A 10,412-nucleotide genomic window follows, 5' to 3' on the forward strand; every position below is an offset into this window, starting at 1 on the left:
CAGTTCCCCGGCGAGGTACTTCCGCTCGGTCCTGACGATCTCCCGCGCGCGGGAGACATAGTCCCCGTCCGCGAGGGCGGCGATCCCCGCCGTCTGCGCGGGCAGCGAGACGTTCCACGGTGGCTCGCACGCGCAGACCGCCTCAATCGTCTCCGGGTTCGCGCAGAGCAGGTAGCCGAGCCGCAGGCCCGCCATCGCGTAGAGCTTGGTAAACGCCCGCAGAATGATGAGGTTCCTGTGCGCGGCAAGCTCCCCCTTGAGGGTGTGCGCCTCCGGTTCGTCAAGGAAGGGCACGAAGCACTCGTCGACCAGCAGCGTGATTTTGCAGTCAGCGCATTTTTTGAGGATGCGGCGCAGCAGCTCCCCGTCGGCGGGCTGGCCGGTTGGGTTGTTGGGGTTGCAGAGCATCACAAGGTCGAGCGCCGGGCTCAGCTTGCCCAGGATCGTGTCGGTCAGCGCAAAGTTGTCCTTTTCGTGCAGCGGGTGGAAGGCCGTCTCGCACCCCGCCGCCGCGAGGGCGTACTCGTACTCTGAAAAGGTGGGCGCGAGGGTGAGCGCGCGGCGGGGCTTCAGCGCCTGCGCCACGCGGAAGATGAGGTCCGCCGCGCCGCTGCCGCAGTGGACCCACGCGGCGGGCACTTCGTCCGCCGCCCCGATCGCCGCAGAGAGGTCGCGGCAGAGCGGATCGGGATAGCCGTCCCAGTCGTCGACCGAACCGGCAAGCGCCTCCCGGACGCTCTCCGGAAGCCCGAGCGGGCTTGTGTTGGAGGAAAAGTCGAGCGCGGACGGATGCCCGTAGGTATCGCCGCCGTGAAGTTGTCTGTCCATGTGTTCTCCTTTATAAAAAGTATATGATCAGCATTTTTGCCGCGAGAAAAGTTCCCAGCGCCAACAGGGAGGTCCCGTACATCAGCCGGTTGGCCCGCCGGATGTCCTCCGGCTCCACGGCACGGCGGCTGTCGCCGATCGTGGGCTTCTTTACGGGCACCCCGCCGTAGAAGGCGTCCCCCGCGAGCCGCACCCCCAGCGCGCCGGCGCAGGCCGCCTCGGTCTGCGCGCTGTTGGGGCTCCGGTGGCTGCGGCGGTCCCGCCGCCAGACGCGCGCCGCGCCGCGCGCGTCAAATCCGCAGAGGGCGGCGGCCGCGATCATGAGGAGCGCGGAAAGCCGCGCGGGAATCCAGTTGAAAAGGTCGTCGAGCTTCGCGGAGCAGCGCCCAAACTCCCGGTAGCGGTCGTTTTGGTAGCCGACCATCGAATCGAGGGTGTTCACCGCCTTGTAGAGGAATCCGAGCGGCGCGCCGCCGAGCGCGAGAAAAAAGAGCGGCGCGACGACCCCGTCGCTCGTATTCTCCGCGACTGTCTCGACCGCCGCCTTGGCCACCCCCTCGCCGGTAAGCGCGTCGGTGTCCCGCCCGACGATCATCGAGACGGCCCGCCGCGCGCCGGGCAGGTCGCCGGCCGCCAGCGCGGCATGGACCTCCATGCTCTCGTCGCGCAGGGAGCGCGCGGCGACGAGCCAATAGCAGAGGACCGTTTCAGCCGCGAGCGCGGCCCACCGTCCCAGAAAGCGCCGCGAAAGCCACAGCAGCCCCCACGCCGCGCCCGCCGAAACCAGGACGGTCAGCAGGGCGAGCAGCCGTCCCGCCATCCGTTCGCCGCGCGGAGACTTGGGGAATCGGGCGCGCAGGAGGGTTTCCAGCATGGAGATCAGCCGCCCGATCCAACGGACCGGATGCGGGAATCCGTGCGGGTCCCCCAGAGCCGCGTCGAGCAGGAACCCCAGCGCGATGGCGATGACCCGGTCAAACATCGGCGGGACCCTCCCCCAGCTTTCGCACGTCGGTGAGGGCCCGGCGCGCCCGCCAGAGCTCTGGCGTCGTCCGCGCGGTCCAGCCGCCGAAATTTTCCGGCTGCCAGTCGTAGAAGCCGTGCGGGGAATCCGTCTCTGCGAACCGCTCCATCACCGCCATGATCGTGCCGCCGTGCACGACGAACGCCGCCGAGGAGACGCCGTCCGCGAGGCAGCCTTCCATGATCTCCGAAAAGGCGCGGCAGCACCGCCGTCGGAAGGCGGCGGCATCCTCCCCGCCGGGAGGCGCGAGCGTCCCGGTACGGTCGTCCATCCACGCGCGGTAGGCGGGATCGTTTTTTAGCTGCTCATAGCTCTTATTTTCAAACGCGCCGAAGTCGCATTCGCGCAGGCCGGGCGCCGTTATCGGCACGGAGGCGGGATAGAGGAGCGCCGCCGTCTGGCGGCAGCGGAGCAGCGGACTTACGTAGACCCGCTCCGCCGCCGGGGCGGAAAAGCCCGGCAGGACCCCGGGCGCGAGCGGCTCGTCGGTGCTTCCGATATAGCGGCGCGCAAGGTTCCCGGGGGTGGGGCCGTGGCGGATAAGAAGGATCTTCACACCTCTCCCCCCTTGATGACCGCAGGAATCCCCGCGCAGACGCGCAGGACGGTGCCGCTCTTCTCCGCGAGCATGCAGCAGGTCCGCCCCGCCGCCTCCCGCCACGCCCGCTCAAACGGATCGAGCGGCACCACGCCGCAGCCGACCTCGTCGCTGATAAAGATCGCGTCCGGGTGCGCGTCGGCATAACGCGCCAGGATTTCCACCGGGTCGCGCCCCGCCTCGAGCAGCCGCCGTGCCAGCAGATGCAGGCGGTTCAGGACGGGCTTTTCGGGCAGCGGGTCGAGCGGGCAGGTTTCCCCGTCGCACACGTCGGCGGGCGACAGCCCCTCCCGCGCGAGCAGGAGCGCGCACTTTCCCTGCGCGCGTCCTCCGATGACCATCTTCACAGCAGCACCCCCTCAAAAAGGACGGCCGCCGCGAGGACCGCCGCCTCGCACACCGTCAAAAAATACCCGGCGAGATCGCCGGTGATCCCGCCGAAACAGCGGTAGGCGAGCCAGCGGTAGTGCAGCAGCACCACCAGCGCGGCAAGCAGCCCCGCCGCGCCCGCAGGCGGGGAAAGCGCCAGCATCACTGCGGCGCAGAGGAGCGCCAGCACTGCCAGCAGCACCCGCACCCGCCCCTTCGCGGCGTTCTCGGCGAAGAGAGAGGCCAACCCGCTCGGCTTGGCGCAGCGCATCGAGACGACCGTGAACCCGCTGAGCGAACGGGAGAGCACGAACCCCGCCGCAAGCACCCCCGCCGTGCGCGGGTGGAAGCGGTACTGGGTCCACAGGCCGAAGGTGAGCAGCAGGCAGAGGACGCAGGCCATCACGCCGAAGGCGCCGATATGCGGGTCCTTCATGATTTCGAGCTTGCGTTCGGCCGGAGCGTGGGAGGCGAGCGCGTCTGAAACGTCGCAGAACCCGTCGAGATGGATGCCGCCCGAAATGACGACGGGAATCGCCGTGGCGACGGCGGCGGTCAGCCCCGGCTCGACGCCGAAGAGGCGGCAGAGCCACAGCCAGCCGTATTCCGCCGCGCCGATCACCGCCCCGACAAGCGGAAAGAAGCAGAAGGCGTAGCGCATGTTTTCCGGCTTCCAGTCGACGCGCGGGGCCGGGAGGATGGAATACATCGAAAAGGCCATCGCCAGCGAGTGCAGCAGGTTCTTCATTCCGGTCTTCCTCCCTTCCAGATGAGCGGTATCCCGCAGACGACCTCCACAACCCGGCCCGCCCGCGCGGCAAGCGCCCGGTTGAGTGCGCCGAGCAGTTCGATATAGCGCCGCGTGCCGAGGTCATAGGACGCGCCGTCGGAAAAAATCTCGTTGGAGACGACATAGACCCGCGCGGCCTGCGCGCAAAGGGCTTCGATTCCCGCAAGCACCGCCTCCCGCGCCCCCTCCCCCGCGCCGCCGTAGAGCTCGTTGGCGGCGAGGTTGCCGAGGTCTTCCAGCAGCACCGTCCGGGTCCCCTCCGGAAGCGCCAGCCCCTTAAGGCCGGTCTCCCGCTCGCAGGTGATAAATCCGCGCCCTGCGCGGGCCGCGCGGTGCTTTTCAATCCGCGCCTCACATTCCGCGTCGTGGCGGCGCATCGTCGCGAGGTAGACGTGCGGCCCGGGACCGGCCGCCGCAAGGCGCTCGGCGTACTCCGATTTCCCGCTCGCGGCCCCGCCCAGGATGAGCGTCAGCATCCCGCCCACCTAACTGAGCGGCTGGTAGGCGTCGATGTCGATCTCCCGGAAGGTGCTCATCTCCCGGTAGACGGCCAGCGCCATATCAAGGAGCGGCAGCGCCGCCACCGCGCCCGTCCCCTCGCCGAGGCACATGCCCGCCGTGATGAGCGGGCGCAGGCCGAGCGCGCCAAGCGCCAGCGCCGCCGCCGGCTCGTCCGACAGGTGGGAGGCGAGCATCGCCTTTTTTGCCGCGGGGCAGATGCGCGCGGCCGCCAGCGCCGCCGCCGCCGAAATGAACCCGTCGATCAGCACGGGCACGCGGTGGACCGCGCCGCCCAGAAAGACGCCCGCCAGCCCGGCGAGGTCGAATCCGCCCACCTTGGCGAGCACGTCGACGCCGTCATCCGGGTCGGGGTGGTTGACGACGAGCGCGCGCTCGACCGTCTTGATCTTATGCGCGAGCCCCTCGCTTGTGAGTCCCGCGCCGCGCCCCGTCACCTCCTCGGCCGGAAGGCCGAGGAGCGCGGCGGTCACCGCGCTGCTCGTCGTGGTATTGCCGATGCCCATCTCCCCCGTGGCGATGATCCGGCAGCCCTCCCGCTTCAGTTTCCCCACAAGGGAGATTCCGAACGTGATTGCATCGAGCGCCTGTTCCCGCGTCATCGCGGGGCCGCGGGCAATGTTGCCCGTACCGTATCCGAGCTTGTGGACGACGAGCCCCGGGCCGGACAGGTCGCGCGCGACGCCGATATCCACGGGAATTACGTCGCAGCGCGCGGCGCGCGCCATCGCGCAGACGCTTGTCTCCCCGCGCATGAAGTTCTCCGCAACGACGGCGGTCACCTCGCTGCCCGTCTGGGTCACGCCCTCGGCGACCACGCCGTTGTCGGCGCAGAAGACCGTTACGCACCGTTTGTCCAGCTCCACCCGCGCGCTGCCGGTGAGTGCCGCGACGCGGATGACCGCCTCCTCCAGCAGCCCGAGGCTCCCGAGCGGCTTTGCGATGCTGTCCCACCGCGCCTTCGCGGCTTCCCCGGCCAGTTCGTCGGGCGGGGTGATCTGCCTGAGCGCTTCTTCCAGATTCATCCGTCTCATCCCCTTCGATAGTCGGCCGCCGCGCGCAGAAAGCGTTCGGCCGCCTTTGGCGCGCCCGCCAGATAGAGATGCGGGAAACCCGCGTAAAGGGTCCTTCCCGCATGCACACAGTCCCAGCCGCGGGTGCTACGCGGCTTTTGGGCCGCGAACGCCCGCCCCGGATCGGTGCTGTCCCAGTAATGGAATTCATGCGCGCGCAGCGTCTCCCCCGCGCCGCAGAGAAGATTCTCCTCCCGCGCGGCGAGCGCCACATACCCGAACCGCCCGAGCCGCCCGGTCGGAAAGCCTTCCCCCTCGATCACGCCCGCCATGGGGTGGGCGTTCCCGTCCGCGTCCTCGAGGCTCCTGTGCAGGTACAAAAACCCTCCGCACTCCGCGATCGCGGGCATCCCGCCCAGGATCGCGGCCCTGACCGCGCGGCGCATCGGTTCGTTGCGGGAGAGGGCCGCAGCGTAAAGCTCGGGGTAGCCGCCGCCGAGCAGCAGCCCGCCCGCGCCTTCCGGCAGCGACGAGTCCGCAATCGGGCTGAAAAAAGCGAGTTCTGCGCCCATCTCACGCAGCAGCGAGAGGGTGTCCTCGTAGTAAAAGCAGAACGCCGCGTCCCGCGCCACCGCGACGCGGGGCGCCCCCTCCACACGGGGAAATCCAGGGGCCGTATAAGTGAGCGGCGGCGTGGAATCGGCAATCCGGAGCAGCATCGGAAGGTCCGCCGTCCGTTCCAGCGTCCCGGCAAGTTCGTCCAGCTTCCGTCCGAGCTCCGCCGCCTCTCCGACGGTCACGAGGCCGAGGTGGCGGCTCTCAAACGCGCAGCCGGGCATCGGGGGCAAATATCCGGCGACCGGTACGCCGCATTCCCGTTCGACGAGCGCCTTTATCCCGGGGTAGCGAGCGGCGGAGAGGTGGTTGAGCAGCACCGCCGCGATATTCGCGTCGGGCCGGTAGCCTGTAAAGCCCTTGACCTGTGCGGCGATGGAGGCCGCCATCCCCCGGCAGGAGACGACGAGCAGGACGGGCGTGCCGGTCGCATGGGCGACGGCATAGGCCGACGCGTCGGATGAAAGGGCGATCCCGTCATAGTAGCCCATCGCGCCCTCGATGAGCGCGGTATCCGCGTGTTCCACGCCCTTTGCGAGCAGGCGGCGCGCCGTATCTTCATCGGAAAGGAAGAGGTCGAGGTTGGCGGAATAGGCCGCGCCCGCGCTCTCCCGGTGGAACATCGGGTCGATGTAGTCGGGCCCGCACTTAAACGAGGCCGTTCGCCGGCCGCGTCCGGCCAGCGCGCGCAGCAGCGCGCAGGTCACCGTTGTCTTGCCGCCTCCGCTCGCGGGCGCTGCGACCATCAGCCGCGGAAACCGGACCGTCATTCGCTCCCCCCCGCGCTCAGGACCCACACGGGGTTCTGGGCCTGCATCATGTGATAGCTCCCGGCTTCCCGCACGCGGGAGACCGAAAGCTGCACCGTGTCCGGCCCCCGCAGGGAAAACCGCCCGAAGCAGCTGAGCGCCTCCGTGACCGTCTCGAGCGTGACGGCGTTCACGACGATTCGCGCGGCGGGATTTTTCCGGAGCGCCGCCGAGATGATCTCCGCGAGGCTTCCCGAAGAGCCGCCGATGAAGACGGCGTCGGGCGCGGGGAGCCCCTCCAGCACGCCGGGCGCGGCGCCCGCCGCCAATCGCAGGTTCCAAAGTCCGAACTTCGCGCGGTTCTGTTCGATCAGCGCGAGCGCATCCGCTTCCCGCTCGACGGCCCAGACCGCGCCGTCCTCGAGCACCCGCGCGATCTCGACGCTCACCGAGCCGGTGCCCGCCCCCACGTCCCAGACGGTCATTCCCCGCCGCAGGCGCAGCTTCGCGATCGAAACCGCGCGAACCTCCTCCTTGGTCATCGGCGTACCGCCGCGCAGGAACGCGCTGTTTGGCAGGCCGTGGGCCGCCGGGCGCGGCAGCGCCGCCGGGTTTCGCACCAGCATGACGCTCAGCGGGTCGAACGCACGTCCCGCGAGCTCCGCCGCGTTCCCGCCAGTGATGCGCTCGTCCGGATAGGAGAGCCGTTCTCCGACTTCCACCCGCGCCGCGCCAAGCCCCGCATCCCGGAGCCGGGCGCAGAGCGCGCCGGGGCTGTTCTCACCGCCCGTCAGCGCGAACACCTTGGGGCTGGACGCGGCGATTCCGCAGAAATCGCAGTCGCGCCCATGCAGGCTCACCACCCGCGCGTCGTCCCACGCGGTCCCCAGCCTCGCGCAGAAATACTGTAAGCTGGAAATTCCCGGAAGGAATTTCATCTCGGCCTCGGGCAGCAGCTCCCCGAGGGTTCTCGCCGCGCTGTAAAACCCGACGTCCCCCGAGACGAGCACGCCCGCGGGGCCCTCGTGCGCACGGACCGCCTCGGCCATCCGCGCGGGCGAGGAAGCCTCCGCCTTCCGCGCAAAACCGGGGAACGCCTCCAGCAGACGCCGCGCGCCGACGAGCACCCGGCAGCTCTCCGCCGCGTCCAGCGCCTCCCGGGTCAGCAGGGCGGGATTTCCCACGCCCATTCCGATCACATAGACCTTCACCGCGTTCCCCTCCTTTTTCCGTTCATTCCCGGCGGTCCGTCTCCGGGCCGGGAAGGATCTGGTCCAGCCGTCCGGAAAGCTCCCGCGCGATCTCCCGCGCGCGTTTTTTTCCGTCCGCGCCCGCCGACACGCCGACAACCACGTCTCCGTGCCGCAGCAGGGCGGGCAGGTAAAAGTCGCACAGCTCGGGTGAGCCGGGCACATCGGCGGGAATCCCCGCCGCGCGCGCCTCCTCGCAGATCGTCTGATCGACGTCGGGATTGTCGGTCGCGGCGATCACGAACCGGCATCCCGCGCAATCCCCCTTCATGTAGGCGCGCCGCACGATCTGCACGCCGAGCGCCTCCAGCTCGGCGGACGGCTGCGGCGTGATCACGATCAGCCCCGGGCAGAAGGGCAGCAGCGCGGCCGCGCTCGACAGGGCCGCCGCTCCGCCCCCGAAGAGCGCGATTTTGCAGTTTGACAGCCTGGCGAAAAGCGGAAAATACGGCGTGTTTTCCGCTTCTGCGGCCGCGGGCCGCAGGGCAAAATCGCGGGTGAGCGTCTCCACCGCGTCCTCGTAGGGCAGACCGCCCTCTTCACGCGGCCTGCCGATCACAACGGCCACCGCGCCCGCGTCCCGCGCCGCGCCGAGCTTTTCGGAAAAGCCGCCCGCGTCGCCCGACTCCTTGGTCACCAGAATCGACGCGCCGATCTGGCGCATCGTGGCCCCGTTCATCTCGCGGGAAAAGGGCCCCTGCATCGCAATGATGTTCTGCACCCGGAAGCCCAGCGCAAGGCACCGCTGCACCGATTCGACGGTCGGCAGCACCCGCGGATAGAGGCGCTCCTGGAAACCCGGCAGCCGCACAAACGCGTCCAGCTCCTTGCTGCCGGTGGTGAGCAGCACCTTGCCCGTCGTGGCGGCGAGCACCTCCGCCGCGCGCTCGGCGTTCTCGACATAGACGCAGCCCTCCGGCGTGTTCGACGGACGGGAGAGGCGCAGGTACCGCGTGTCGGCCGCCGCGCAGGCGGCGCGGATATTTTCGGTGGCAAGGGCGGCATAGGGGTGGGTCGCGTCAATCACACAGTCGAACCGCAGCGATTGGAGCAGCGAGGCCATCCCCTCCGCATCCAGCCGCTCGGCGAAGACCTGCACCCCTTCAGGAAGCAGGGTCTTTCCATATTCGGTGGCTACCCCCGCGCAGACGCTCGCCCCCTCGCACCGGGCGAGAAACTCCACCAGCCGCCTGCCCTCGGTGGTCCCGGCAAACACAAAGAAATTAGGCATCCCGGTACCCCCTCGGCGTCACCATGCTGCCGTTCAGGTTTTTGGTCTGGGAATTGCCGATAAACACGGTCGTGAACATGTCCGCACGCGCCTCCCGCAGCTCCCCGAGGGTCAGCACACGGACGGTTTCCCCCGCCCTCCCCGCATTGCGCACAAGCCCCGCCACCGTCCCGGGCGCGCGGCTGCGCAGCAGGATGTCGCAGGCGCGTTGCAGGTAGTCGGCGCGGCGGCGGCTGGCCGGGTTATAGAGGCAGATGCAGAAATCCGCCGCGCCCGCCGCCTCGAGCCGGCGCTCGATCAATTCCCACGGGGTGAGCAGGTCGCTGAGCGAGATGACTGCAAAGTCATGGATGAGCGGCGCGCCGAGCAGTGCAGCGCCGCTGCACGCGGCCGTCACGCCCGGCACCACCTCGATGTCGACGGGGTCGTACCCCTGCGCGAGCTCATAGATCAGCCCGGCCATGCCGTAAATCCCGGCGTCCCCGCTCGACACCACCGCGACGGTCCTGCCCGCGCAGGCCGCCTCAAGCGCCATCCGGCAGCGCTCCGCCTCCCCGCGCATCGCGGTGGCGAGGAACGCCTTGTCCGGGTAACGGGCGCGGATGAGGTCGACATAAGCCGTGTAGCCCACGACGACCTCGCTCTCTTCGAGAGCCGCGAGCGCGCGACCGGTCATATTCTGTTCGTCGCCGGGGCCCAGCCCCACGACATAGAGCTTTTTCATCCTGCTTCCTCCCCGAACCCGCAGGTCCAGCGGTCCGCCGCGGCCGCGGCCGTCACGCCGCCCGCAGCATGTTTTTTCATGATGACGCGCCCCTCCCGCGCCGCGTAAAGCGCCGCGCGTTCACAGACATTGTCCACGCCCACCGTCCCGCGCACGAATTCCGACGGGGTGAACGCCCCCTCGAGGGAGGCAAGCGCCTCCGCGGAAGCGGACGCGAGCGGCAGGCCGTACTTTTCGCAGAATGCCCGGATGCACGGCTCCTGCGCCTTGCGGTCGATCGTCGCGAGCTGGCGGACCGCCGCGAGCGGAATCTTCCCTTCGCCGAGCGCCCCGAGAAGCTCCCGCTCGAAAATTTCCGCGGAAATGCCCCTGCGGCAGCCGGTCCCGACCGTCACGATGCGCGGGAAGACATGCAGGGTGCGCGGAAAGGGCTCCTTTCCCGCGTCGAGCGTGACGCAGATCCCCAGCGCCGCAGGGCCGTCCGTCAACCCCGCGGGAAGCGCGCCCGCAACGGGAAAGTCGCACGCGAAGCCCACCGGCTCCCCGGCAAGCAGCGCCGCCGAAACCGCTTTTGCGAGCTGCCGCTCGCCGAGGCGGAGCGAATGCTCCACCGCCCACACATCCACGGCGAAAACTCCGGCGAGGTCGGTGGCGGTGGAGACGACCGGCGTGCCGCCGGAAGCTTTGGCGACTCTGGCCGCC

General features: G+C 69.4%; 12 protein-coding genes. All 12 read right to left on the reverse strand.

What is annotated here, in order from left to right; translation table 11 throughout:
- The coding region (locus tag RDM88_RS09185) for a histidinol-phosphate transaminase (RefSeq protein WP_308754553.1) at positions 1 to 828 on the reverse strand (828 nt) is incomplete at its 3' end.
- 10 nt (positions 829 to 838) lie between these two features.
- Positions 839 to 1,810 (reverse strand): adenosylcobinamide-phosphate synthase CbiB, encoded by a 972-nt coding sequence (gene cbiB / locus RDM88_RS09190; RefSeq protein WP_308754554.1) that lies wholly within the window; start codon positions 1,808 to 1,810, stop codon positions 839 to 841.
- The gene (locus RDM88_RS09195) at positions 1,803 to 2,408 is read right to left on the reverse strand and encodes a histidine phosphatase family protein (protein WP_308754555.1); all 606 of its coding nucleotides are present in this window, start codon (positions 2,406 to 2,408) and stop codon (positions 1,803 to 1,805) included. Before RDM88_RS09195 ends, cbiB begins: the two co-directional genes overlap by 8 nt.
- Positions 2,405 to 2,791 (reverse strand): bifunctional adenosylcobinamide kinase/adenosylcobinamide-phosphate guanylyltransferase, encoded by a 387-nt coding sequence (locus tag RDM88_RS09200; protein ID WP_308754564.1) that lies wholly within the window; start codon positions 2,789 to 2,791, stop codon positions 2,405 to 2,407. The genes RDM88_RS09195 and RDM88_RS09200 overlap by 4 nt, the downstream gene beginning before the upstream one ends.
- 2 nt (positions 2,792 to 2,793) lie before the next feature.
- The gene (locus RDM88_RS09205; protein ID WP_308754556.1) at positions 2,794 to 3,567 is read right to left on the reverse strand and encodes an adenosylcobinamide-GDP ribazoletransferase; all 774 of its coding nucleotides are present in this window, start codon (positions 3,565 to 3,567) and stop codon (positions 2,794 to 2,796) included.
- Positions 3,564 to 4,085, reverse strand: a complete 522-nt coding sequence (locus RDM88_RS09210) for a bifunctional adenosylcobinamide kinase/adenosylcobinamide-phosphate guanylyltransferase (RefSeq protein WP_308754557.1) — start codon at positions 4,083 to 4,085, stop codon at positions 3,564 to 3,566. The genes RDM88_RS09205 and RDM88_RS09210 overlap by 4 nt, the downstream gene beginning before the upstream one ends.
- A 9-nt stretch (positions 4,086 to 4,094) precedes the next feature.
- Positions 4,095 to 5,153, reverse strand: coding sequence for a nicotinate-nucleotide--dimethylbenzimidazole phosphoribosyltransferase (gene cobT, locus RDM88_RS09215; RefSeq protein WP_308754558.1), 1,059 nt, complete (start codon positions 5,151 to 5,153; stop codon positions 4,095 to 4,097).
- Positions 5,154 to 5,158: 5 nt separating this feature from the next.
- Entirely contained in the window at positions 5,159 to 6,526 is a 1,368-nt protein-coding gene (locus RDM88_RS09220) for a cobyrinate a,c-diamide synthase (protein WP_308754559.1), read from the reverse strand.
- Positions 6,523 to 7,716: a precorrin-6y C5,15-methyltransferase (decarboxylating) subunit CbiE gene (cbiE, locus tag RDM88_RS09225; protein ID WP_308754560.1), complete on the reverse strand. Its 1,194-nt coding sequence runs from the start codon at positions 7,714 to 7,716 to the stop codon at positions 6,523 to 6,525. The genes RDM88_RS09220 and cbiE overlap by 4 nt, the downstream gene beginning before the upstream one ends.
- 22 nt (positions 7,717 to 7,738) lie before the next feature.
- Positions 7,739 to 8,986 carry a precorrin-6A reductase gene (gene cobK, locus RDM88_RS09230; protein WP_308754561.1) on the reverse strand — a complete coding sequence of 416 codons (1,248 nt, stop codon included), beginning with the start codon at positions 8,984 to 8,986 and terminating at the stop codon, positions 7,739 to 7,741.
- Positions 8,979 to 9,710 (reverse strand): precorrin-3B C(17)-methyltransferase, encoded by a 732-nt coding sequence (gene cobJ, locus RDM88_RS09235; protein WP_308754562.1) that lies wholly within the window; start codon positions 9,708 to 9,710, stop codon positions 8,979 to 8,981. The genes cobK and cobJ overlap by 8 nt, the downstream gene beginning before the upstream one ends.
- Positions 9,707 to 10,412: cobalamin biosynthesis protein (locus RDM88_RS09240; RefSeq protein WP_308754563.1), on the reverse strand; the 706-nt coding region annotated here is incomplete at its 5' end. The genes RDM88_RS09240 and cobJ, both read right to left, overlap by 4 nt.

This window comes from uncultured Anaerotruncus sp. (assembly GCF_902490045.1).
Classification (GTDB): Bacteria; Bacillota; Clostridia; order Oscillospirales; family Ruminococcaceae; genus Anaerotruncus.

Excerpts from the sequence above, each read along its gene's own strand:
- RDM88_RS09200 (WP_308754564.1), bottom strand. The coding sequence starts at position 2,791 with ATGGTCATCGGAGGACGCGCGCAGGGAAAGTGCGCGCTCCTGCTCGCG.
- cobJ (WP_308754562.1), bottom strand. The coding sequence starts at position 9,710 with ATGAAAAAGCTCTATGTCGTGGGGCTGGGCCCCGGCGACGAACAGAAT.
- RDM88_RS09220 (WP_308754559.1), bottom strand. The coding sequence starts at position 6,526 with ATGACGGTCCGGTTTCCGCGGCTGATGGTCGCAGCGCCCGCGAGCGGA.
- RDM88_RS09205 (WP_308754556.1), bottom strand. The coding sequence starts at position 3,567 with ATGAAGAACCTGCTGCACTCGCTGGCGATGGCCTTTTCGATGTATTCC.
- cobK (WP_308754561.1), bottom strand. The coding sequence starts at position 8,986 with ATGCCTAATTTCTTTGTGTTTGCCGGGACCACCGAGGGCAGGCGGCTG.
- cobT (WP_308754558.1), bottom strand. The coding sequence starts at position 5,153 with ATGAATCTGGAAGAAGCGCTCAGGCAGATCACCCCGCCCGACGAACTG.
- RDM88_RS09210 (WP_308754557.1), bottom strand. The coding sequence starts at position 4,085 with ATGCTGACGCTCATCCTGGGCGGGGCCGCGAGCGGGAAATCGGAGTAC.
- cbiB (WP_308754554.1), bottom strand. The coding sequence starts at position 1,810 with ATGTTTGACCGGGTCATCGCCATCGCGCTGGGGTTCCTGCTCGACGCG.